General features: G+C 45.8%; 22 protein-coding genes and 2 tRNA genes. 15 read left to right on the top strand and 9 right to left on the bottom strand.

The genetic code is table 11. The features are described 5' to 3' along the window. Positions 1-208: 208 nt before the first annotated feature. The 4 genes from DA100_RS13205 to mtnN form a co-directional block, all read right to left on the bottom strand. Positions 209-829 (bottom strand): TRIC cation channel family protein, encoded by a 621-nt coding sequence (locus DA100_RS13205; protein WP_138972569.1) that lies wholly within the window; start codon positions 827-829, stop codon positions 209-211. 73 nt (positions 830-902) lie between these two features. Then, positions 903-1,724, bottom strand: coding sequence for a vitamin B12 ABC transporter substrate-binding protein BtuF (btuF, locus tag DA100_RS13200; RefSeq protein WP_138972568.1), 822 nt, complete (start codon positions 1,722-1,724; stop codon positions 903-905). Then, entirely contained in the window at positions 1,725-2,678 is a 954-nt protein-coding gene (locus DA100_RS13195; protein ID WP_138972567.1) for a cobalamin biosynthesis family protein, read from the bottom strand. Between the two features lie 14 nt (positions 2,679-2,692). Then, entirely contained in the window at positions 2,693-3,388 is a 696-nt protein-coding gene (gene mtnN / locus DA100_RS13190) for a 5'-methylthioadenosine/S-adenosylhomocysteine nucleosidase (protein ID WP_138972566.1), read from the bottom strand. A gap of 348 nt (positions 3,389-3,736) precedes the next feature. Between mtnN and rpsO the strand changes: the two genes are divergently transcribed. The 5 genes from rpsO to DA100_RS13165 all read left to right on the top strand — a co-directional run bounded on the left by rpsO (position 3,737) and on the right by DA100_RS13165 (position 9,381). Beyond that, positions 3,737-4,006, top strand: coding sequence for a 30S ribosomal protein S15 (gene rpsO / locus DA100_RS13185; protein WP_005472830.1), 270 nt, complete (start codon positions 3,737-3,739; stop codon positions 4,004-4,006). A 288-nt stretch (positions 4,007-4,294) separates the two neighbouring features. Further along, complete coding sequence (gene pnp / locus DA100_RS13180) at positions 4,295-6,427, top strand: polyribonucleotide nucleotidyltransferase (protein WP_138972565.1); 2,133 nt, start codon at positions 4,295-4,297, stop codon at positions 6,425-6,427. A 120-nt stretch (positions 6,428-6,547) separates the two neighbouring features. Beyond that, a complete protein-coding gene (gene nlpI / locus DA100_RS13175) occupies positions 6,548-7,471 on the top strand; it encodes a lipoprotein NlpI (protein ID WP_138972564.1) in 924 nt (307 codons plus the stop codon). A gap of 103 nt (positions 7,472-7,574) precedes the next feature. Further along, positions 7,575-7,985, top strand: coding sequence for a MarR family transcriptional regulator (locus DA100_RS13170; RefSeq protein ID WP_138972571.1), 411 nt, complete (start codon positions 7,575-7,577; stop codon positions 7,983-7,985). Positions 7,986-8,043: 58 nt separating this feature from the next. After that, complete coding sequence (locus DA100_RS13165; protein ID WP_138972563.1) at positions 8,044-9,381, top strand: MATE family efflux transporter; 1,338 nt, start codon at positions 8,044-8,046, stop codon at positions 9,379-9,381. Between the two features lie 45 nt (positions 9,382-9,426). Here the strand turns inward: DA100_RS13165 and DA100_RS13160 are convergent, their stop codons facing one another. From DA100_RS13160 to DA100_RS13150, 3 genes are all read right to left on the bottom strand, one after another. After that, positions 9,427-10,305, bottom strand: a complete 879-nt coding sequence (locus tag DA100_RS13160) for a U32 family peptidase (RefSeq protein WP_171052218.1) — start codon at positions 10,303-10,305, stop codon at positions 9,427-9,429. Positions 10,306-10,325: 20 nt separating this feature from the next. After that, positions 10,326-11,339, bottom strand: coding sequence for a peptidase U32 family protein (locus DA100_RS13155; RefSeq protein WP_138972561.1), 1,014 nt, complete (start codon positions 11,337-11,339; stop codon positions 10,326-10,328). Between the two features lie 114 nt (positions 11,340-11,453). Then, positions 11,454-13,493: a bifunctional diguanylate cyclase/phosphodiesterase gene (locus DA100_RS13150; RefSeq protein ID WP_138972560.1), complete on the bottom strand. Its 2,040-nt coding sequence runs from the start codon at positions 13,491-13,493 to the stop codon at positions 11,454-11,456. Positions 13,494-13,691: 198 nt separating this feature from the next. Between DA100_RS13150 and DA100_RS13145 the strand changes: the two genes are divergently transcribed. The 10 genes from DA100_RS13145 to truB all read left to right on the top strand — a co-directional run bounded on the left by DA100_RS13145 (position 13,692) and on the right by truB (position 21,842). Beyond that, positions 13,692-14,219 (top strand): SCP2 domain-containing protein, encoded by a 528-nt coding sequence (locus DA100_RS13145; protein WP_138972559.1) that lies wholly within the window; start codon positions 13,692-13,694, stop codon positions 14,217-14,219. Next, positions 14,203-14,706 carry an N-acetyltransferase gene (locus DA100_RS13140; protein WP_138972558.1) on the top strand — a complete coding sequence of 168 codons (504 nt, stop codon included), beginning with the start codon at positions 14,203-14,205 and terminating at the stop codon, positions 14,704-14,706. Before DA100_RS13145 ends, DA100_RS13140 begins: the two co-directional genes overlap by 17 nt. A 227-nt stretch (positions 14,707-14,933) precedes the next feature. Further along, positions 14,934-15,266, top strand: coding sequence for a preprotein translocase subunit SecG (gene secG, locus DA100_RS13135; protein WP_138972557.1), 333 nt, complete (start codon positions 14,934-14,936; stop codon positions 15,264-15,266). A 31-nt stretch (positions 15,267-15,297) separates the two neighbouring features. Next, a tRNA-Leu gene (locus tag DA100_RS13130) sits at positions 15,298-15,381 on the top strand. Positions 15,382-15,437: 56 nt separating this feature from the next. Then, positions 15,438-15,514: transfer RNA gene (locus tag DA100_RS13125), tRNA-Met, on the top strand. 206 nt (positions 15,515-15,720) lie between these two features. Continuing rightward, on the top strand, positions 15,721-16,176 hold the full coding sequence (gene rimP, locus DA100_RS13120; RefSeq protein WP_138972556.1) for a ribosome maturation factor RimP: 456 nt from the start codon (positions 15,721-15,723) through the stop codon (positions 16,174-16,176). A 24-nt stretch (positions 16,177-16,200) separates the two neighbouring features. Next, positions 16,201-17,688, top strand: a complete 1,488-nt coding sequence (gene nusA / locus DA100_RS13115) for a transcription termination factor NusA (RefSeq protein ID WP_138972555.1) — start codon at positions 16,201-16,203, stop codon at positions 17,686-17,688. A 22-nt stretch (positions 17,689-17,710) separates the two neighbouring features. Then, positions 17,711-20,368, top strand: a complete 2,658-nt coding sequence (gene infB / locus DA100_RS13110) for a translation initiation factor IF-2 (protein ID WP_138972554.1) — start codon at positions 17,711-17,713, stop codon at positions 20,366-20,368. A 113-nt stretch (positions 20,369-20,481) separates the two neighbouring features. Then, positions 20,482-20,892 (top strand): 30S ribosome-binding factor RbfA, encoded by a 411-nt coding sequence (gene rbfA, locus DA100_RS13105; protein ID WP_138972553.1) that lies wholly within the window; start codon positions 20,482-20,484, stop codon positions 20,890-20,892. After that, positions 20,892-21,842 carry a tRNA pseudouridine(55) synthase TruB gene (gene truB, locus DA100_RS13100; RefSeq protein WP_138972552.1) on the top strand — a complete coding sequence of 317 codons (951 nt, stop codon included), beginning with the start codon at positions 20,892-20,894 and terminating at the stop codon, positions 21,840-21,842. The genes rbfA and truB overlap by 1 nt, the downstream gene beginning before the upstream one ends. 61 nt (positions 21,843-21,903) lie before the next feature. On the opposite strand, the gene DA100_RS13095 is transcribed toward truB, so the two are convergent. Beyond that, positions 21,904-22,332: a DUF1499 domain-containing protein gene (locus DA100_RS13095; RefSeq protein WP_138972551.1), complete on the bottom strand. Its 429-nt coding sequence runs from the start codon at positions 22,330-22,332 to the stop codon at positions 21,904-21,906. 95 nt (positions 22,333-22,427) lie between these two features. Then, complete coding sequence (locus DA100_RS13090) at positions 22,428-23,840, bottom strand: FAD-dependent oxidoreductase (protein WP_138972550.1); 1,413 nt, start codon at positions 23,838-23,840, stop codon at positions 22,428-22,430. Positions 23,841-23,857 lie beyond the last annotated feature (17 nt).

The raw sequence follows: 23,857 nt of genomic DNA, 5'->3' as shown, positions 1-23,857 counted from the left end.
CTTCGAGAGGTGCACGCTATAGATGCTGAGTAGGTATCTGATACAGAGTTTTTTGTTAGGGACTTACGTCTAAAATCCAGAAAAAAAGGTTGACGCTTTCACGTCAACCTTCCAAAAATCTCTCGCTTCTCGCTTCTCGCTTCTCGCTTCTCGCTTCTCGCTTCTCGCTTCTCGCTTCTCGCTTCTCGCTTCTCGCTTCTCGTTTCTCTTATTTGTTCAAAGCAAATGTCGGTAACGAAAGGTGCCAGCGAATAGCGCCTAAGCGAATAATCAGTGTAGAAGCGACACCTGCGAGGAAAGCTGTATCGTTATCATAGCCAATCGCTAAGGCTGTGGTATGGAATACCCCACCAATCAAACACGCAGTCGCATAGACTTCACTTCGTAGTACCATTGGGACTTCACGCGCTAATACATCGCGAATGATGCCGCCGCCACAACCCGTTATTACACCCATGATGATAGCGACCAACGCTGAATCTTGATAATGCATCGCTTTGTCTACACCAATACCGACAAAGACGGCTAATCCAATCGCATCACACACTGGTAAAACCCACCACGCTAGGCGTTTTGGTCGTCGAACGATGAGCATAGTGATCAAACAGGTAATTAGGATAGTCCATAAGTAGTTGGTGTCAGTGATCCAGAATACCGGGGTTGCTCCAAGAGCCATATCACGAATCGTACCGCCACCGATAGCAGTGACACTGCCCAAAACGGTGACACCAAATGGATCCATCTTTAAGCGGCCTGCAAGTAGAACGCCTGAAATGGCAAAAATAGCTGTACCGAACAAGTCGATCAAATAAAGCAGCATGGAGTCCATGTTACTAAAATCTCTTACTAAAAAGTTGCGAATAAAAGTGAGACTGGATTGTACGAGATATCACCATTGACCGTTAGTGTTTTCGCCTAACGTTATCAAAATACTCGCAAACTTGTTTGACCGCTAAGAGTGTTCTTGGCGTCGGTCGGTTTAGCCAGTCTGAGTTTAATGACCAGACATGTTTATTTTGAACAGCATCAAGTTGGTTTGCCCATTTGTGCCACATATTGCCATCGGCAATAGCATGTTCAGAAGAGAAGATGACATCTGGGTTACTGATGATAACTTGTTCCAGCCCAACTTGAGGATAAGGCGCGACACTGTCGGCGAAGACGTTGACGCCCCCGCAGAATGTAAATACCTCACTTGGCCATTTCTCTTGGGCGAGGGTGATGATGGGTTGGGCGCTTAATTGATAGAAGTAGCGAACAGGTGTTTCTGTGTGGTACTCGTTTTTAAGCTTTTCTAACTGTTGTCTAAAGTCGGCTGCGGCTCGTTTGCCTATATTGGGATCGTCTGAGTATTCACTTAACTGTTCGAGATTATTAGCGATATCGCTAAGAGACGAGGTTTGTGAGTAATAAATATTGATGCCAAACTGCTTTAGCTTCTCCAGCTCACCGTTTGGGTTACCTGCGGGCCAAGCGATGACTAGGTCTGGTTGAAGTGCAATGATTCGCTCGATTTTTATGCCCTGATAATTGGACACTTTTTCCAGCGTTTTTGCCTGTTCTGGATAGTCGCTACGCTCACTGACCGCAACAAGCTTGTCACCCAGTCCCGCAGCGAAAGCAATCTCTGTCGCATGTGGCGCTAAACTAATGATTCGCTCGACGGGGGCTGCGAAAAGGCTGGGAATAACCAGTGCAGCTAAACTGGCAACGATAAGGCGCATCTAAATACCTTGATAGAATAGGCCCATAAGCAGGCTTTGAATAATGATCCAAATGAACATGCGCCAAGCCAACATCTTCTGAACTTGAGCCACATGTATGGCAGATGGTGCAATACGACCGCCGAGCTTAGCGCGTACGGATTTTTTACCGTCGTAGATGGCAGGGCCACCCAAAGATAGCTCCAACTTACCGCCCACAGCGACGATCAGCCAAGCCGGTCCAGGAAGAGGCCAAGAACTTGCTTGCTGTTGAATGAGTTGGACAGAGGCTTTTGCTCGGTGACCGACGGCGATCATGAGCGCAAACAGGCGCAAAGGGATAAAATCGAGGACGGCGACAGCACGCACAGCAGTCAATCCAAACGGCGAGAACTTTTGTCTTGAAGGGGACCAAGCACGAGCCAGTTCTACCGACATTCGATAGCCAAAAGCCCCAATACCGCCAGCAATGGCATACCAAAACAGTACTCCAACGACATTACGCCCGTAAGACATAATCAAGGTTTCAGAGCCGGCTTTGCCAAGTCCGAGTAGCGATAACGGATCGGTGGAGCGATTTATCAGCGGCTTAATTAGCATCTTTGCTTGCTCTTTGTCCTCGCGGGCGAGAGCGGCAACGAATTGAGCGGTAAATTTATCTGTATTGCGCCAATCAATGGCAAGAAGGAGAAAGGCCAGCTCAAAAAGTTGCGGCTGCCAAACCAATGGCTTTAACGCGATTAAAACGGCGAGCATAGGCAGAATCATTAGTAGCCAAGCTAAGCTGCCTGAAATGATACTTTGCTGGTAGCTGTTGTTTACGTTGACTTTATCGGCCAATTGCTCGGCGAATTTATGCCACAAAATGGCTGGATGAGCTTCGCGGGGAAAGGGCAATATCAGATGGCATAATAAAGCGCCCCACAACACGAGGAGCGCACCATTTGAGTAGAGTTGCTGAAACAGATCTTCCATGATGTCTCTTTAACTTACTTTAGAAGTTCAACCATCTTGATAACCATTTCAGATGAGCTTTGAGCGGCTAGCGGAAGAAACTCATCAAAGCTCATACCTGCTTCTTTGTCAGCCACATCAGAGATTGCACGCACTACAACGAAAGGAACTTTGAACTGGTGACAAGTTTGAGCGATCGCTGCGGCTTCCATTTCTACCGCGACAACCGATGGGAAGTGTTTGCGGATAAAAGCCTGGCGTTCCGCACTACATACAAAAGCGTCACCAGTACATATTAGGCCGCGAACTGCGTGCTTATCTTCCATTTGTGACAGCGCTTTCTCTGCTACATCCATCAGTTTTTCATCTGCAATGAATGCCGCTGGTTGTTGTGCCATTTGCCCCATTTCGTAGCCAAATGCCGTCACATCGGCATCGTGGTGGCGAACTTCAGTTGAAATCACAACATCACCAACGTTGAGGCTAGAATCAAAACCACCCGCAGAGCCAGTGTTAATGATCACGTCAGGTTGGTACTCGTCCAGTAAAATTGTGGTGCCAACCGCTGCTGACACTTTGCCAATGCCGGATTGAAGCAAAACGACATCCACACCGTTGATCTGTCCAGAGAAGTAAGTACAGCCTGCTTTGCTTACTTCTTGGCGGTTTTCAATTGCTTGTTTAAGGATGGAAACTTCTTGTTCCATTGCACCGATGATGCCGATTTTCATAATGAATCCTGTTAATTGACATGGGTCTAATTGAATTGTGCTAAGTGTAACAGAAAAGGGCTAGATGGGAACGGGTTGCGCCCTGCGAGAGTTTAGAGAGGGCGAGAACGCTTCGCTCCGAGAATCGAGATCGGACTTTGCCCTGCTGGAGGTGGGGGTGGGCAGTAAGTTGATAAAACCTATAGTGTGAAAGGTATTGACAGAACTACTCCTTAATAAGACATCATGTTCTCGAACAATTACCTATTGCTTAACCCATATACATCTCATATAATCCGCGCTTCGCGTAGCGGCTGAATCAGAGATTGGCTGCTACAAATTTAAACTTACTCTTATTAGGAGAGAATTATGTCTCTGAATGCAGAAACTAAAGCAGCAATCGTTGCAGAATACGCTCAAACTGAAGGCGATACAGGTTCACCAGAAGTTCAAGTAGCTCTACTTACAGCTTCTATCAACCACCTACAAGGTCACTTCAAAGCGCACAAAGGCGATCACCACAGCCGTCGTGGTCTTCTACGTATGGTTTCTCGCCGTCGTAAGCTTCTTGACTACCTGAAAGGCAAAAACCTTTCTCGTTACCAAGATCTAATCAAGCGTCTAGGCCTACGTCGCTAATCAGCGGCTGCATAGAACAGTTTGTCGAAAAAGGGGCTATATGCCCCTTTTTTGTTGCCTAAATTGTGCCAAACCTCTGCTAAGTAGTTTATACTACGTCCGGCTATAACCACCTTAGTGGTTTTATCTCCACATTACTTTTTGCATTACAGTCACCGATGTCGGCCAAAAGGTCGCGACTATTAAAAGGCTATTGCTCCGCAGTATTCTTTTACTAGTCGCGATTCGTAATGCCTTGAGTAATTTAATTAACTCAATCTAAGCACGTGCTTAGAGAAAGGAATAACAATGTTCGAAAAACCAGTTGTTAAAACGTTCCAGTACGGTAACCACACAGTTACTCTAGAAACTGGCGTTATCGCTCGTCAAGCTACAGCTGCCGTTATGGTAACTATGGATGACACAGCAGTATTCGTTTCTGTTGTAGGTAAAAAAGAAGCGGTTGAAGGTCAAGACTTCTTCCCTCTGACAGTTAACTACCAAGAGCGTACTTACGCTGCAGGTAAAATCCCTGGCGGTTTCTTCAAGCGTGAAGGTCGTCCATCTGAAGGTGAAACTCTGACTGCTCGTCTAATCGACCGTCCAATTCGCCCTCTATTCCCAGATGCGTTTAAAAACGAAGTTCAAGTAATCGCTACGGTTATGTCTGTAAACCCAGACGTTCAACCTGATATCGTAACTATGATCGGTACTTCAGCAGCGCTAGCTATCTCTGGTATCCCATTCAACGGTCCTATTGGTGCTGCACGTGTTGGTCACATTGACGGTCAACTAGTACTAAACCCAAGCAACACTGAGCTAGAAACATCTAAGCTTGACCTTGTTGTTGCGGGTACGGAATCTGCAGTTCTAATGGTTGAATCAGAAGCTGACAACCTAACTGAAGAAGAGATGCTTGCAGCAGTTGTTTACGGCCACGATCAACAGCAAGCTGTTATCAACGCAATCAACGAGTTCGCAGCAGAAGTTGCTACTCCAGCTTGGGATTGGGTTGCTCCAGAAGAGAACACAGCACTTGTAGCTAAGATTGCAGAACTTGCAGAAGCTAAGCTTGTTGAAGCGTACCAAATCACTGAGAAGATGGCTCGTTACGGTCGTATCCACGAGATCGCGGCAGAAGTTAACGAAGTGCTACTAGCTGAAGATCCAGAAGCGAACACTAAAGAAATCCACACTATCTTCCACGATCTAGAGAAGACAGTTGTACGTCGCAGCATCATCGCTGGTAACCCACGTATCGACGGTCGTGAGAAAGACATGGTTCGTGCTCTGGACGTTCGTACTGGCGTTCTTCCACGTACTCACGGTTCTTCACTATTCACTCGTGGTGAGACTCAGGCGCTTGTAACTGCGACTCTAGGTACGCAGCGTGATGCTCAAATCATCGACGAGCTAACTGGTGAGCGTAAAGATCACTTCCTACTACACTACAACTTCCCTCCATACTGTGTAGGCGAAACGGGTTTTGTAGGTTCTCCTAAGCGTCGTGAAATCGGCCACGGTAAACTGGCTAAGCGTGGTATTGCTGCAGTAATGCCATCTGTAGACGAGTTCCCATACACTGTACGTGTTGTATCAGAAATCACAGAATCTAACGGTTCTTCTTCAATGGCTTCTGTATGTGGTACTTCTCTGGCTCTTATGGATGCTGGTGTTCCAATTAAAGCGTCTGTTGCTGGTATCGCAATGGGTCTGGTTAAAGAAGGCGACGATTTCGTTGTTCTTTCTGACATCCTTGGTGACGAAGACCACCTAGGTGACATGGACTTTAAAGTCGCTGGTACTAACGAAGGTATCACTGCGCTACAGATGGATATCAAGATCGAAGGTATCACTAAAGAGATCATGCAGATTGCTCTTAACCAAGCGCAAGGTGCACGTAAGCACATCCTATCTGTAATGGATGAAGCGATTTCTGGTGCTCGTGAAGATATCTCTGAGTTCGCTCCGCGTATTCACACAATGAAGATCAGTGCTGAGAAGATCAAAGACGTTATCGGTAAAGGTGGTGCAGTTATCCGTGCTCTAACTGAAGAGACTGGTACTACTATCGAAATCGAAGATGATGGTACAATCAAGATTGCAGCAACTGAAGGTACTGCAGCTAAAGAAGCTATCCGTCGTATCGAAGAGATCACTGCTGAAGTTGAAGTAGGTCGTATCTATACAGGTAAAGTTGCTCGTCTTGCTGACTTCGGTGCATTTGTAACGATTCTTCCAGGTAAAGATGGTCTGGTACACATTTCTCAAATCGCTGACAAGCGTGTAGAGAAAGTGTCTGACTACCTGGCTGAAGGTCAAGAAGTTCAAGTTAAAGTTCTTGAAATCGACCGTCAGGGCCGCGTTCGTCTAAGCATGAAAGAAGCGGTTGAAAAGACTGAAGAAGCTGCAGCTGAAGAGAAACCTGCTTCAGACGCATAATGCGAGCGGACCAGGCGAATTAGCCTAATACGCTAAAAGCATGTTATAAAGGGAGCATTAAGCTCCCTTTTTTAATGCGGATGACTCTGGGTGAAAACCCAGTAACAGGAGTACTGATCTGTGAAATGGTTTCAAACCGCTAGCCTTAGCCTTGCTCTGTTGATTACAGCGGGCTGTGCATCTACCTCAAGCAACGACGCTCAGTGGTTATATCCACCAATGGCGGTTCCTTTACAAGCAAGTGTTCAACAAGAAGTGCAGATTGCGCGTTTGTCGCAACTCCTGCAGAGACCAGATCTTTCTAATGACATTCGTGCCAAGATGCTTTTTGAGCGCGGTAATTACTACGACAGTGTTGGTCTGAGAGATCTTGCAAGACTCGATTACAACCAGTCGCTAGCGCTTAACCCTGCTCAGCCAGATCTGTTTAACCTACTTGGTGTTTATTTCACCCAAGTCGGTGAGTTTGATGCCGCTTATGATGCGTTCGACTCGACTCTTGAACTCGCGCCAGATAACTCATATGCCGCACGAAATCGTGCTATTGCCCTTTACTATGGCGATCGTATCGACTTAGCTTTGGAAGATATGCAGAAGCACTATCTTGAAGATCCGAGTGACCCATTTAGAGCGCTATGGCGTTACATCATTAAGATGGAAAAAGAGCCACAGATTGCTCGCCAAGAGCTGATTGACAGCTACCAGGTTCGTGATGAGCAGTGGGGGTGGGTACTGGTTGCGATCACCCTGGGCGACGTCACTGAAGATCAGGCATTTAAAGCTATCTTAGCCGGTACGCGGGACAATACCGTATTGGCTCAGCGTTTAACGGAAGCCTACTTCTACCTTGGTAAGCGTTATCAAACGGAAGGTGACTACGCGAGCGCTATTTCACTTTATAAACTCGCAATCTCGTTTAACGTCTTTGAATATGTTGAGCATAGATACTCTTTCCTTGAGCTCAACCGTATCTACAACCAGGTTAAGGCTGAGCATTTAGCTAAGAACAAAGAGAAAGCTATACAGGCGAAAAATAGCCACTGATAGTCTGAAACTTGAAAAGCCGCTGTTCAACAGCGGCTTTTTTATTGCCTGATGAGAAAATGAAGGCTAAAATAGTTAGCCTTGCTAACTAAATCTGTAAATGATGACACTAGAAAATAGCTTGATGGAGTTAGAGCGATTTTGCTCAAAAGCGTGGCGAGTCCATGCCAAAGAGGATTCGTTATCTAACCTTAGTTTTAATGAATATGATTACTTACGGGTAATTGAAGAGCATGAGCAGGGAATTCGTATTACGGATTTAGCTCAAGAGATGCAGGTGAGTAAGCCTTCAGCGTCGAATATGGTCGCAAGATTAGAGAAGAAAGGTTTAGTCTCGCGCATCTCATGTGCCGAAGATGGACGTTCAAAACGGGTCATTCTGACTGAGCAGGTGATTAAGGACCTGTCGTTAGAGCAAGTGGTTTATCGTAGCATTGCCGAGTCAATGAATAACAAGCTGACTGAGGCGGAGAGCCGTCTACTGATTAGCTTGCTAGAAAAATCACTTAAGTAACCAAATATCAGAAAAATTTTGTCTATTTAGTTAGCCTTGCTAACTAGTGGTGAGAAAAATGCAAACATCCATTTATAAACAATTTTGGAAATACACAATTCCAACCGTAGCTGCGATGCTGGTGAACGGCCTGTATCAGGTTGTTGATGGTATCTTTATTGGCCGTTATGTCGGTGCCGATGGACTGGCTGGCATTAATGTCGCTTGGCCTATGATTGGTTCGATTCTTGGGCTAGGTATGTTGGTTGGTGTCGGAACCGGAGCACTCGTTTCGATACAACAAGGAAAAAAAGACAACCAAGGTGCAAAACAGATCCTCGCGACGGGATTACTGCTACTTATCGCTTTGGTGCCTGTGGTCTCGGTTGTTCTCTATCTGTTCGCAGATGATTTTCTTCGTTGGCAGGGAGCTGAAGGCCGAGTATTTGAGCTGGGGTTACAATATTTACATATCTTGATTGGGGCCTGTATTTTTACTTTGGGCTCGATTGCGATGCCATTTTTGCTGCGTAACGATGAAAGCCCAAACATCGCGACATTTTTGATGGTTGTGGGTGCAGTGGTCAATATCGTGCTGGATTACCTGTTGATTGCATTGTGGGGCTGGGAACTGACTGGTGCGGCTCTGGCGACAGCAATCGCTCAGGGGGGTGTGACCTTACTGGGATTTGCATATTTCTTTTCTTCTCACGCGAAACTTCGCCTACAGTGGAAAGATCTACGCTTAAAGCTAGCGACGATCCCAAACATCTTTGCCATTGGCGCATCAAGCTTCTTTATGTACGCCTATGGCTCAATGATGGTCGCGCTGCATAACGCGCTGTTTTCTCAATATGGCGATCAATTGATGATTGGCGCCTATGCAATTCTTGGTTATATCGTGACGGTTTATTACCTGACAGCAGAAGGTATCGCCAACGGTATGCAGCCTTTAGTGAGTTACAACCATGGGGCAAGAAATCAACATAACATTCGTAAGTTACTTAAGGTTGCGATGTACAGCTCGGTGCTGGTTGGCGTGGTGTTTGTCGTACTATTGAACCTGTTCCCAACTCAGTTTGTCTCTGTCTTCAATAAGGAAGATGCACAACTGGTGGAGTATACGGTACTGGGTATTCGCCTACATATGTTTGCTTTGGCACTGGATGGTTTCCTAGTGGTAGCGGGTGCCTACTACCAGGCAATTAACAAGGGTAGTAAAGCGATGTTTGTAACGGTCGGAAATATGTTAATTCAGCTACCATTCCTATACATCATGCCTAAGTTGTTTGGTGTGCCGGGGATTTGGATTGCGTATCCGTTATCTAATATAGCCCTGAGTGTGGTGGTTATGACCATGTTGTGGAAAGATATCAAGCGCTTAAAAGTGACATCGACCGAACAGGTCATCGCATAGAGAAAAGGGCTCATTTGAGCCCTTTATCATGTGTCATAAATTTAACTAGACGTTCTTCACTTCTAGACCGGCCAGTTGATGCCAGTAACCGTTGCACTGACGGTTATCGATTTGATCTGGGCTATGACCACTCTCGTTCGCGCGGAATTTTTCAACTTGCGAGAAGGTATCAAGGCCAAGTGGACTCAGGCGTACGGCATCGACCAATCCTTGCATACTTGGCAGATCGTTGATCAGGTTATAGCAATAGCCTGATTGAGTCTGGATGCCGTTCAGGTTGAACACTTGCTGGCCTTCTTGGCTGCTTACTTGAATACCTGTTGGGTATTTAATACAGCAGGTCTCACAATCGTCTTTGGCACGATTCTCTGCTCTTGCGGTAAAGCATCGAGCTGAGTAAGCCAAAGGTAGGTAGCCATGACTGAAGACTTCGACCTCGAACTTATCCTTAATACCAATCTCATCACATTGGGTTAATACTTTGCTCAGCCACTCACGAGACAGCTCGACAGGCATGCACCAACGGATCATGCCCTGTTTAAGAAACAGGTTGAGCGTGTGGGCATTGTAAGTATTGACCGCAGGGCCAACCACAAACGGTACCTTACGCTCAGAGGCTAGCTGGATTGCAGAAACGTCATTGGCTTCAATCGCGAAGTCACCATTATCGATGTACTTCTTCATGATGTTGACTTCGCTCGGCGCTTCAAGAAGAGCCATGGTCGAAAGGACAACTTGTTTGCCAGCAGAATTAAGCTCTTTGGCAATATCAAACCAATGATTTGGTTTCATTTCACGTCGTTTAGAGCAAACACTTTCACCCAAATAAATGATATCTGCTGAACTGCTTTTAGCCTGATTATAAAAAGCTTCGACATCCTGCTTTGGCCAGAAATAGAGTAGTGGGCCAAGCGCGTATTTCATGTTTTTTTCCATATTGACCTCTACTGCCACTTGCGGTGGTATGCACCGAGTGTTGTTTGCTTACCTTCTGACACGTTTGCTAGAGTCGCATCCCAAGCCGCTTCGACTTGGTAGCCTTCAGGGTTTGCGAGATAGCGATCAATAGCGGCTCGCCAAGTACGTGTTACCTGCTCCACGTAGGCAGGGCTGCGTTGGCGTCCTTCGATTTTTACCGAGGCTACGTTCGCGGCAAACAGCTCAGGGAGCATAGAGAGGGTGTTCAAACTGGTTGGCTCTTCCAAAGCATGATAAGCCTTGGTTTGCTCTTCTAGATCGGCAGTGAAACGGCCTTTACATAAGGTCGGATAACCTGCATTTTCACCTTCGCTGTAACGGTCAATAAGAATGTTGTTGAGGCGAGACTCAAGCCCTTTATCGGTTTCTTGCCAACGAACATATTTGGCAGGCGAGCATGCCCCCACTGTGTTTGGTGATTCTCCAGTCATGTATGAGGAGAGATAGCAGCGTCCTTCAGACATGATGCATAGGCTGCCAAACGCAAACACTTCAAGTTCGACATCGCTGGTGATATTACGTGATAGCTGTTTCACCTGATGAATCGAAAGAACACGAGGCAGAACAACGCGCTTGACGTTAAAGTTGTTCTTGTAGAAATCGATAGCCGCGACGTTTGTTGCCGAGGCCTGTACTGATAAGTGAAGTTCTAAGTCAGGGTACTTTTGCGATGCGTAATCAAGTACCGCGATATCTGCCACAATCAGAGCATCTACGCCATTATCCGCTGCACGGTCGACCGCATCGGTCCAACGGCTAAAGCCGTCTGGATGAGCGAAAGTGTTGAGAGCGACATGAATCTTCTTCTTATGGTCATGAACGTACTGAACGGCTTTTTCCAGTTTCTTACCTGTAAAGTTTAAACCCGCAAAGTGACGGGCATTGGTATCATCTTTAAAACCGATGTAAACCGCATCAGCACCACAATCAATTGCAGTTTTTAGTGCAGGCAAGTTACCTGCAGGGCATAGGAGTTCCATTGCTCTTACCAGACTGTCTCATAAAATTGTTGAGCATTTTATGAAGAATTATGAATGGCGAATTTGATGTAAGGCAGGTTTGAGTGAGTTTCTAAGTGAAATAATTACTTAGGGTTAGTTTTTGTGGCGACGATTTTGTGCAAATAGCTCTTCAACCTCTTGTCTTGGCTGAGGGCGATGGAAGTGGAAGCCTTGAATTGAGTTACAGTTTAGATTAGACAGCAGAGTCGCTTGTTGCTGTGTCTCTACACCTTCGGCGACGACAGTCAAATTGAGTGATTTACCTAGATTGATGATATTTTCTATGACTGTGATTTGTTTAGGCAGCGCATCAATATCAGAGATAAATGCTCGGTCAATTTTGAGTTCATCGATTGGAAATCTCGCTAAGTAGGAGAGCGATGAATAGCCCGTTCCGAAGTCATCGATTGATAGAGCAAAACCTAGTCGCTTAATCGCATTCAACATTTGAAGAGTGTGCTCACTATCACTCATCACCGCACTTTCTGTCAGCTCAAAAGTAATACAGCTTGGATCTAATTCTGTTGTGCGCAGCAACTTCTCCATGTAGTCGATTAACTTAGGGTTGCCAAATTGTTCAGGGGAGAGGTTGATCGCCACTCGACCCGGTAAAAGACCTTGCAGCTTCCAGCGTTTGACTGTGGCAAAGACCTCGCGCATGACCACTCGACCTAGATGTTCGATCAAGCCAGCTCGTTCCGCAACAGGAATAAATGCACCAGGGCTGATATAGCCTTCTACGGGATGTTTCCAACGAATCAGTGCTTCAGCGCCATTGATACTGAAGTCTCGCGCATTGACTTTAGGTTGATACCACACCTCAAGTCCATTTTGTTGCAGCGCTTTCTGTAATTCGATTTCCAGCCATAAGCGCATACGAGCTTCTTTGTTCATCTGATCGTTGAATTTGATCAGTCGGTTGCGACCACGATCCTTGGCCTCATACATTGCTGTGTCAGCGTTTTGTAGCAAGATACGAGCATCGTTGCCATCGCCAGGGTAGGCAACACTACCAATAGAGCACGCAAGTCGCTTGCTGAAGTGGTGTAGATCAAACGGTTGATTCACGAGAGAGAAAATGCGTTCTGACAGCATTTCTGCCATGCGATTATTATCAGGTTCAGGCAGTATGATGCCGAACTCATCTCCTCCTAAATGCCCTAAAACCGCATGTGGAGGTAAAAGGCGCTTAAGACGAGAAGAGACTTCCTTGATCACTTTGTCCCCAATATGGTGGCCAAGTGAGTCGTTGATATTTTTGAAGTTATCGATATCAAGATAGAGCATGATCAACGGTGTGTCGTTATGGATCAGTTGCTCTAAACGTTTGGTGAATCCGAAACGGTTATACAAGCCAGTGAGTGAGTCAACATGCGCATCTTCATGCTGTGTTGGAGAGAGCTTCTTAGGTGTCGAATCTGCATCTTGGATCAAAACCAGCTGAGAATCACTACCGAGAATCATTGTCGCGTCAGCCAACAGCTGGACTTTGCGTTCAAATCCACAGCGAGGACCAGTCAGACACGTTAATGGCGCTTCACCGAGTGAGTTGACTAATGAGCTAGAAAAAACCGTTTTTGTTTTTTCATCGACAAATAGCCGTGAAAGGTTTTCTCCGAGTAGATCTTGTACCGACTCAAAACCAAGTAATCTTAACGCAGCAGGATTTGCTGAAATGATGCAATCGTCTTCCACTAACATGATTCCCTCAGGAACGAGAGAGGTCAAAGTCGAAAACTTACCTTCTGACTCTTCCAAAGAGCGAATGAGGATCTGTTTTTCAGAGGTGTCGAGAGCATGAAAGATGATGTGCTCAATCTTACCATCGGTATTCAGTGGCGAGATATTGAAATGCAGGCTGGTCTCTAAGTCGAGATCACCCATCGTCATCTCAGCTTCGATCGATTCGCCTTTAAAAGCGCGATCATAATAAGGCTTGAGATGATTATAAAACTGCTGCCCCATGATCTGGCTGTCACTCATACCAACCAGTTCAGGAGGAGTAAGACCTGCGATATCACAATAGCGCCCGTTAACCACGGCATAATTATGCTGGTTATCTAAGATAGCGAAAAAAAACGGGCTGTTAGCCGTTATTTCTTTAAACCAGTGCTGTAATTGTTGCGATAGCATCAAGTTTTTCCAACTCTCCAACAGAGCTTGTGATTCACATCGGTTGTGAATATGAATGATGTAATAACTATAACTGTCATTGCCTGTAGTTTAAAGAGTTTCAGGCATCACGCAGATTCTTTGACAAATAACAGGAATCGTTAGTTAAACATACTTTATGATGAGCAATTCCAACCCACAAAGTAACGGATAATTCGCGTGATTAACAAGATTCGCACTCAACTAGTTCAAAACGCTGCATCAATTTTGCGATCTCCAGTCCACTTATTGCCTCAATCTGTACAAAAAAAAGCCTTGCTTGAAGGGCTAAAAACGGTGTTTAAAGAGGCTCTTGAAGATGGGGATTTCGAATTCCTTGAAGATAAGTGGTTAAAAGTTGAAGTAAAAGATATGCAGCTGAGTTGGCTGATTAGCTATCAAGACGAACAGCTTGTCGTTGGTGATAAAAGTGTGAAGGAAGATGTGTTGTTTGGAGGGAATCTGAATGACTTAGTTTTGATTGCCGGACGCAAAGAAGATCCTGATACCCTGTTTTTCCAACGTCGCCTAACCATAGAAGGTGATACGGAATTGGGTTTGGAAGTCAAAAACTTGATGGACAGTGTCGATCTTGATTCATTGCCGAAAGCTGTTCAGACCTTGTTAAATCAGCTAGCCGAATTTGTGCAAAAAGGCTTACAATCGCCTTCAACACACAAAGAGGTTGTAAATGCTTATTCGAACTGAAGCACCAGCAGATATTCTGGCGGTCGATAGACTTCTAAAAGGAGCCTTCGACACTGAAGCAGAAGCGAACTTAGTGATGGCACTAAGAGAAAATGGTCGCCGTACATTGTCGCTTGTTGCTTGCAACGATGAAGGTGAAGTCGTGGGTTATGTACTGTTTAGTCCGGTCACATTAGACGGTGAAGACCTAAACTGGCAGGGATTAGCGCCACTAGCTGTTCGTCACGATTACCGAAACAAGGGAATTGCCGCCGATCTCGTTAAAGAAGGATTAGCTTCTTTACTGGAGTTTGACTACCCAGCTTGCGTGGTACTTGGTGATCCTGCTTATTATGCTCGATTTGGCTTTGAAGCAAGCGAAAAGCATAATATGCGTTGTCAGTGGGATGTCCCTCAAGGTGCATTTCAGGTGCTAGGTTTAGTGGAAGGAGAGCTAAATCATCGCACAGGTTTGATCGAATACAGCAGAGAATTTTCAGAACTTTAAGCTTTGTTCTCCGCAGAAAAGGATGAAAAATTATCGTTTTGTCCTTTTTTTGACCGCTTGGCGGCCAGTAGCTAATTTTTTGCAAAAATCTACTTGTCAGCAATAGCGTGTTTCGCTAGTATTGCTCGGCCTTCGATAAGGAGGTCGCTAGCCTTGTTCAAAAACCTATTGAAAAGTAATGTTTTCGAGCGGCGCTGGCTCAACAATTTGGAACATAGGTGGAAATAATGTTTACAGTTCTACTTGTGATTTACCTGTTGGCAGCGGTTGGTGTAATCGGCCTAGTGTTGATTCAACAAGGTAAAGGCGCAGATATGGGAGCCTCATTCGGTGCAGGCGCATCAAACACAGTGTTTGGCGCAAGCGGCTCAGGTAATTTCCTAACCCGAATGACTGCAATTTTTGCAACAGTATTTTTCGTCCTCAGCTTGGTGCTAGGCAATATGTCTACACACAAAACTGAATCTCAGTGGGTTGACCCAACACAAGGTCAAGTTATCCAGCAAGCTGACGATGCGAGTGAAATTCCTGCCCCTCAAGGTAGTGAAATTCCTCAATAAGCTATTTTCTAGCTGAGAAATAGAATTAGCTGCCGAGATGGTGAAATTGGTAGACACGCTAGCATGAGGTGCTAGTGCCTTAGGTGTGAGGGTTCGAGTCCCTCTCTCGGCACCATTGATTTACAAACTTGTAAAATACCTTGGAGAGCGTATAATGCTCGACAAGTCGGACGCGGGGTGGAGCAGCTTGGTAGCTCGTCGGGCTCATAACCCGAAGGTCGTCGGTTCAAATCCGGCCCCCGCAACCAATCCTGTTAGGATTTGGACAAGTTTGCGCAGTAGCGATACTGCGAGTTAAGCGACAATGATTTTGCTTAACGTATCAGGGTCCAGCAACAAAAAACCCCGACTTTTCGGGGTTTTTTGTTATCTAAATTTCTGAAGAGAAATTTAGAGCTTTGCTTGGAATTTAAATTGGGCTGTGAGCCCTTTTTTTGTTTCTGGAGTGGTTAAAATGACTGGTTTAGAAAGACAACTTACTGAAATGCTTGAAGCTCCTGTAGCTGCATCAGGTTATGAGTTAGTTGGATTAGAATTTATTCGCGCAGGCGAGCATTCAACGTTGCGTATTTTTATCGACCACGAAAACGGCATTACTGTCGAAGATTGTGCGGAAGTTAGCCGTCAAGTAAGTGCGGTTATGGACGTTGAAGATCCAATCACAGTGGCTTACAACCTTGAAGTGTCTTCACCAGGTTTAGAAAGACCACTTTTCAAAGCTGCACACTATGAACAATTTATTGGTCACGAGGTAAGCATCGTTTTGAAGATGGCTGTAGGCAACCGTCGCAAGTGGAAAGGTATAATCCACTCAGTGGATGGTGAAACTATCTCTGTTACTGTTGATGGTAATGAAGAAGAGTTTGCACTAAGCAATATCTCAAAAGCTAACCTGATCCCTAAATTTTAATTAAAGTCTTAGAGGCTATTTAAAATGAGTAAAGAAATTTTAGCGGTAGTAGAAGCGGTATCGAATGAGAAAGCGGTACCTCGTGAGCGTATCTTTGAAGCCCTTGAAATTGCTCTAGCAACTTCTACTAAGAAAAAACACGAAATCGAAATTGACGTTCGTGTTCAAATTGACCGTAAAACGGGCGAGTTCGAAACTTTCCGTCGTTGGTTAGTAGTAGAAAACGTTGAACATCCAACGAAGGAAATCTCTCTAGAAGCTGCTCAGTACGATGATGCAGAAGTTCAACTAGGTGATTACGTTGAAGATGATATTGAGTCTGTAACATTTGACCGTATTACGACTCAAACTGCTAAACAAGTTATCGTACAAAAAGTACGTGAAGCAGAGCGTGCACAAATCGTTGAACAGTTCATCGACAATGAAGGTGAACTTGTTACTGGCGTAGTTAAGAAAGTAAACCGTGAAACGGTTGTTCTTGACTTAGGTAACAACGCGGAAGCGGTAATCCTACGTGATGACCAACTTCCTCGTGAAAACTTCCGCCCAGGTGACCGTGTGCGTGGTCTACTATACAAAGTGGCTCCAGAAGCGCGTGGCTTCCAGCTATTTGTTACTCGCTCTAAGCCTGAAATGCTTGCTGAGCTATTCCGTGTTGAAGTTCCTGAAATTGCGGAAGAGATCATTGAGCTTAAAGGTGCAGCTCGCGATCCAGGCTCTCGTGCAAAAATCGCAGTAAAAACAAACGACAAACGTATTGACCCAGTGGGTGCGTGTGTTGGCATGCGTGGTGCACGTGTACAAGCCGTTTCTGGTGAGCTTGGTGGTGAGCGTATCGATATCGTTCTTTGGGACGATAACCCAGCGCAATTTGTAATTAACGCAATGGCGCCTGCAGACGTTGCTTCTATCATCGTAGATGAAGATGCGAATGCTATGGATATCGCAGTTGAAGCGGACAACCTAGCACAAGCTATCGGCCGTAACGGTCAGAACGTACGTCTTGCATCTCAACTGACTGGTTGGGAACTTAACGTAATGACAGTAGAAGATCTTCACAAGAAACATGCTGAAGAGTCTCAAGCTGCTATTGATAGCTTCATGAAGCACCTAGATATCGAAGAAGACTTTGCTCAACTGCTTGTTGAAGAAGGCTTCTCAACTCTAGAAGAAGTTGCTTACGTTCCAGTTAACGAACTACTTGAAGTTGATGGTCTAGATGAAGATCTAGTCGAAGAACTACGTAATCGTGCTAAGAATGCACTAACGACTCTTGCGCTAGCACAAGAAGAGTCTTTCGAAGGCGTTGAGCCAGCAGAAGACCTACTAGGCCTTGAAGGTCTTGAGCGTGAGATGGCATTTAAACTGGCAGCTAAAGGTGTATCAACACTAGAAGACCTAGCTGATCAGGGCATCGATGATCTTGAAGGTATTGAAGGCCTGACCGAAGAGCGTGCGGGTGAGCTAATTATGGCAGCTCGTAACATCTGTTGGTTCGGCGACGAAGCATAATTTTCAGCAAGGAGAAAGCGGCATGACACAAATTACTGTTAAGGCACTGAGTGAAGAAATTGGAACTCCAGTGGACCGCTTAATTGAACAACTTGCTGATGCTGGTATGAACAAAGCGAGCAGTGATCAGGTTTCTGATGAAGAAAAGCAGAAACTTTTGACTCACTTAAAGAAAGAGCACGGTGACACTACGGGTGAATCTGAGCCAACTCGTTTAACTCTACAGCGTAAAACTCGCAGCACACTTAGCGTAAATGCTGGTGGCGGCAAGAGTAAGGATGTTCAAGTAGAAGTACGCAAGAAGCGAACTTATGTTAAGCGCAGCATTATCGAAGACGACGCAAAACGTGAGGCTGAGGAAGCAGCAAAGCGTGAGGCTGAAGAGCTAGCAAAACGTGAAGCTGCAGAGAAAGCACAACGCGAGGCCGATGAGAAAGCGAAGCGAGAAGCGGATGCAAAACGTGACGCAGAAGAAAAGGCAAAGCGCGTACAAGCTGATAAGGCTAAGAAAGACATGAATGCAAAAAATGCGGACGCGCAAGCGAAAAAAGAAGCTGACGAACTAAAACGTCGTCAGGAAGAAGAAGCCCAACGTAAAGCTGAACAAGAAGCTGCAAAGCTTGTTGAAGAAGCTCGTAAACTAGCTGAAGAAAATGAAGCTCGTTGGAATGAAGAAGAACAGAAGAAGAAAGAGCTTGAAAACTCTGACTACCACGTGACTACTTCTTCGTATGCACGTGAAGCAGAAGATGCTGCTGACCGCAAAGAAGAAGGCGCTCGTCGCAGGAAGAAAAAGAAATCTTCTCTAGATGAAGAGCCACCTCGCCCTAGCCGCAACCAACGTGGTGGTAAAGGCCGTAAGCAAGGCAGACTTTCTAAGCCAGCTTCAATGCAGCAAGGCTTCGATAAGACCGCTACTGTTGCTAAAGCAGACGTTGTGATCGGCGAAACAATCGTTGTATCTGAACTTGCAAGCAAGATGTCGGTTAAAGGCACAGAAGTTATCAAGGTGATGATGAAGATGGGCGCTATGGCGACTATCAACCAAGTTATCGACCAAGAGACGGCTCAGCTAGTTGCTGAAGAAATGGGCCACAAAGTTATTCTGCGTAAAGAGAATGAGCTGGAAGAAGCGGTACTGTCAGATCGTGACAACAACGCTGAAGCCGTTCCTCGCGCACCTGTTGTTACTATCATGGGTCACGTTGACCATGGTAAAACGTCTACGCTTGACTACATTCGTCGCACACACGTTGCGTCTGGTGAAGCAGGTGGTATTACACAGCACATCGGTGCATACCACGTAGAAACAGACAACGGCATGATCACCTTCCTTGATACTCCTGGACACGCGGCGTTTACCGCTATGCGTGCTCGTGGTGCTCAAGCGACGGATATCGTTGTTCTTGTTGTTGCTGCGGACGATGGCGTTATGCCACAAACAGTTGAAGCGATTCAGCACGCGAAAGCGGCAGGCGTTCCACTGATTGTTGCGGTTAACAAGATCGATAAAGAAGACGCAAACCCAGACAACGTTAAGAATGAGCTAGCTCAGTACGACGTAATTCCTGAGGAGTGGGGTGGTGAGAACATGTTCGTTCACATCTCTGCGAAACAGGGTACTAACATTGACGGTCTTCTAGAAGCAATCCTTCTTCAGTCTGAAGTTCTTGAACTTAAAGCTGTGAAAGAAGGTATGGCGTCTGGTGTAGTTGTTGAATCTCGACTAGATAAAGGTCGTGGTCCAGTTGCTACAGTACTTGTTCAGTCAGGCACACTAAACAAAGGCGATATCGTTCTTTGTGGTCAAGAGTACGGCCGTGTTCGTGCGATGCGTGATGAGCTTGGTAAAGAAATCACAGAAGCGGGTCCTTCTATCCCTGTAGAGATCTTAGGTCTTTCAGGCGTGCCTTCTTCAGGTGACGAAGCGACTGTAGTACGTGATGAGCGTAAAGCACGTGAAGTTGCTAACTACCGTGCTGGTAAGTTCCGTGAAGTGAAACTTGCACGTCAGCAGAAATCTAAACTAGAGAACATGTTCTCGAACATGACGGCTGGTGAAGTTGCTGAACTGAACGTAGTACTGAAGGCTGACGTACAAGGTTCTGTTGAAGCAATTGCAGACTCACTACTGAAACTATCGACTGACGAAGTAAAAGTAAACATCGTGGGTTCTGGTGTTGGTGGTATTACAGAAACTGACGCAGTTCTAGCTGAAGCTTCAAACGCTATCATCCTTGGCTTTAACGTTCGTGCTGACGCTTCTGCGCGTCGTGCGGTTGAAGCGGCAAGTGTTGACCTACGTTACTACTCAATCATTTACCAATTAATTGATGAAGTGAAACAAGCAATGGGCGGTATGCTTGCTCCAGAATTCAAGCAAGAGATCATTGGTCTTGCTGAAGTACGTGACGTGTTTAAGTCACCGAAACTGGGTGCAATCGCTGGTTGTATGGTTACTGAAGGTCTAATTAAGCGTAGCAACCCTATCCGTGTACTACGTGATAACGTTGTTATCTACGAAGGTGAGCTAGAATCACTACGTCGCTTTAAAGATGACGTTCAAGAAGTTAAGAATGGCTACGAGTGTGGTATCGGCGTTAAGAACTACAATGATGTTCGCGTTGGTGACCAGATCGAAGTATTCGAAATCGTAGAGATTAAACGTACTCTTGATTAATTGACTAAAATTACGAGCAAGATCTTCTTAAGATAAGCTGTAATTGGTTGTTGAATACGCCATGGGGGGCTGGTTACGACCATCCCCCCATTCTTTCTAATAAGAGAAAAGATATGTCAAAAGAATTTAGCCGCACGCAGCGAGTGTCACAACAGCTGCAAAAAGAGCTCGCTCTGATCCTTCAGCGCGAAGTTCGTGATTCACGCCTAGGCATGGTGACGATTTCTGATGTAGAAGTGTCACGTGATCTAGCGTATGCAAAAGTATTTGTTACCTTCCTTTGTGTTGGTGAGCAAACACCAGAGTCATGCCTTGAAGCATTACGTGAGCATGAAGTTCATATCCGCATGATGCTAGGCAAGCGTATCCGTCTGCGTTTAACGCCAGAAGTTCGTTTCTACTATGACAACACCTTGGTTGAAGGTATGCGTATGTCGAACCTTGTTTCTGAAGTCGTTAGCGAAGATAAGCGTAAGCAAAGAGACTCTGGTCGTGAAGAAGAACAGACTGGGGAAGACAGCTAATGGCTCGTCGTCGTAAAGGTCGTCCAATTAACGGTGTGATTCTGTTGGATAAACCAACGGGAATTTCATCGAACGATGCACTGCAGAAAGTAAAGCGAATCTATTTTGCTGAGAAAGCAGGTCATACGGGTGCACTGGATCCCCTAGCGACAGGTATGCTGCCGATCTGCCTCGGTGAAGCAACCAAGTTCTCGCAGTTTTTGCTTGATTCCGACAAGCGCTACCGTGTGATTGCTAAGCTTGGTGAGAGAACCGATACCTCTGATTCTGATGGTGAAGTGGTAGAGACGCGTCCTATCAATGTTGATATGGATAAGCTGCTCGCTTGTATCGATAAGTTTCGCGGTGAATCTGATCAAGTGCCTTCAATGTTCTCTGCGCTCAAGTACCAAGGTAAGCCTTTGTACGAGTATGCGCGTCAAGGTGTTGAAGTACCGAGAGAATCACGCAAGATCACGGTTTATGAAATCATCTTGCATCGCTTTGAAGGCGATGAAGTGGAAATGGAAGTACACTGTTCGAAAGGTACTTACATTCGCACAATCGTTGATGACCTAGGTGAAATGCTTGGTTGTGGCGCTCATGTCACTATGCTGCGTCGTACCGCGGTTGCAAATTACCCTTACGAGAAGATGGTGACGTTAGAGCAACTGAATGAGTTGCTTGAGCAAGCTCAACGTGAGGAAATTGCACCGAAAGATCTACTTGATCCACTGCTATTACCAATGGATACCGCAGTAGAAGATCTGCCGGAAGTTAACCTTAACGCAGAGCTTACCGATCTTGTTCAGCACGGTATGCCAGTCCAAGTGTTTGGTGCGCCAGAAGGTACCCCACTTCGCATGACATCTGGAGAAGAGAAACTCTTCATCGGTGTGGCTGAAGTCAACGCAGATGGCAAAGTCGCTCCGAAACGACTGGTTGTCTTCCGAGATGAGACTCAGCAGTAATACCATCTAGAGAAAAGCCGAAGCACTTGCTTCGGCTTTATATTACACCACATTCTAAATGCTATTGGATGAGCCCTTTCTCACTCAGAAGGGTACGAAGTTGATCCGCGCGTTTACGGTTAACGCCAAAGTCGGAGTAACCCATTCTAGACTCAGAACGTACCAACAGCTGTTCACCTTCAATGCGTAATTCGAGGTCATCAACAAATCGCATGATCTTTGAGGTGCATTCAATACGAAGATAATCCTGCTCCTTCACGGCTGTTTTAGCTCCGGGTAATTGCAGCGCGGCAGCTTCGATGGCATCAATACTGGTGCTGGTCGCCAAAGTAAAGGGTGCAAGCTGATGCTTCTCTCGTGCATCTTGAGTCGAGACACAGTTAGGTTTGTCACCACAAGGGAGAGAAGTGCGATCTGTCATGGTTGTGACTCCTTGGCTACATGCCGTTAAGGTGAGTAGGGTCAGAGAAAGGAGAGCCCCTTTTTTCATCTTGGATTCCTTAGTATTGGAACTGGTCAGATAATTATATGTTTTAAATAAAAAAAGGATCCAAAAATAGGATCCTTTTTCGTGGTTATGAGAGGTTAAACTTCTAGGAAGTCGAGAATACCTTCAGCCGCTTTACGTCCTTCATCGATGGCTGTTACAACCAAGTCAGATCCACGAACCGCGTCACCACCAGCAAAGATTTTCTTATTGCTGGTTTGGAACATAAACTCCTGATCCGACGGCGCTTTAATACGCCCCCACTCATCGAGCTCGACGCCAAAAGGTGTTAGCCATGACATTTGATGAGGCTGGAAGCCAAACGCCATGATGACAGCGTCAGCAGCAAGCACGTGTTCACTGCCTTTTACGGGTTGAGGACGACGTCGTCCAGCATCATCGGGTTCACCCAGCGCGGTTTTAACGACTTTAACACCAGAGACTTTACCACTGGCATCAACTTCGACACCGAGAGGCTGTAAGTTAAACATGAAGTCGACGCCTTCCTCTTTAGCGTTTTTCACTTCTCGACGTGAGCCAGGCATGTTTTCTTCATCACGACGATACGCACAGATAACGTTGGAGGCGCCTTGACGAATCGAAGTTCGAACACAGTCCATCGCGGTATCACCACCACCAAGTACCACGACTTTCTTACCTTTCATATCAATGAATGGCTTGTCGTCCTCTAAACCCATTACTTTATAGGTATTGGAAATGAGGAAAGGAAGGGCATTGTAAACGCCGGGTGCATCTTCGTTCTCAAGACCTGCACGCATATTCTTGTAGGTACCAACGCCAAGAAATACTGCATCGTAGTCATCAATCAGTTGCTGCATTTGGATGTCTTGGCCGACTTCAGTATTAAGACGGAACTCAACACCCATTTCGCTAAAGACTTTGCGGCGGTTTTCCATCACCCCTTTTTCAAGTTTAAACGATGGAATACCAAACGTGAGTAGGCCGCCAATTTCAGGGTAGCGGTCGAAGACAACCGGCTTCACACCGTTTCGGACCAAGATATCCGCAGCGGCAAGGCCAGCAGGACCTGCACCGATAATCGCGACTTTTTTATCTGTCCAAACCACTTTAGACATGTCCGGTTTCCAGCCCATTTCAAAGGCTTTGTCGGTGATGTACTTTTCGATATTACCGATAGTGACCGCACCAAAGTCTTCGTTTAGGGTACAAGAACCTTCACAAAGACGATCTTGCGGACAGACGCGTCCACAAACTTCTGGAAGACTGTTGGTCTGGTGAGAGAGTTCTACCGCTTCCAGAATTCGCCCCTCATTCGCTAACTTTAGCCACTGAGGAATGTAGTTGTGAACCGGACACTTCCATTCACAGTAAGGGTTACCACAGTCTAAACAGCGATCTGCCTGAGCGGTAGCTTGCTGATTAGTAAAGGGTTCATAAATTTCAACGAACTCGATCTTACGAATTTTAATCGGTTTTTTCGCAGGATCGACGCGCTGAACATCGATAAATTGGTATACGTTCTGACTCATGATTCAAACATCCTCCA

The organism is Vibrio sp. Hep-1b-8 (assembly GCF_006124995.1).
Lineage (GTDB): Bacteria > Pseudomonadota > Gammaproteobacteria > Enterobacterales > Vibrionaceae > Vibrio.
This window is presented reverse-complemented; position numbering and strand designations above follow the sequence as displayed.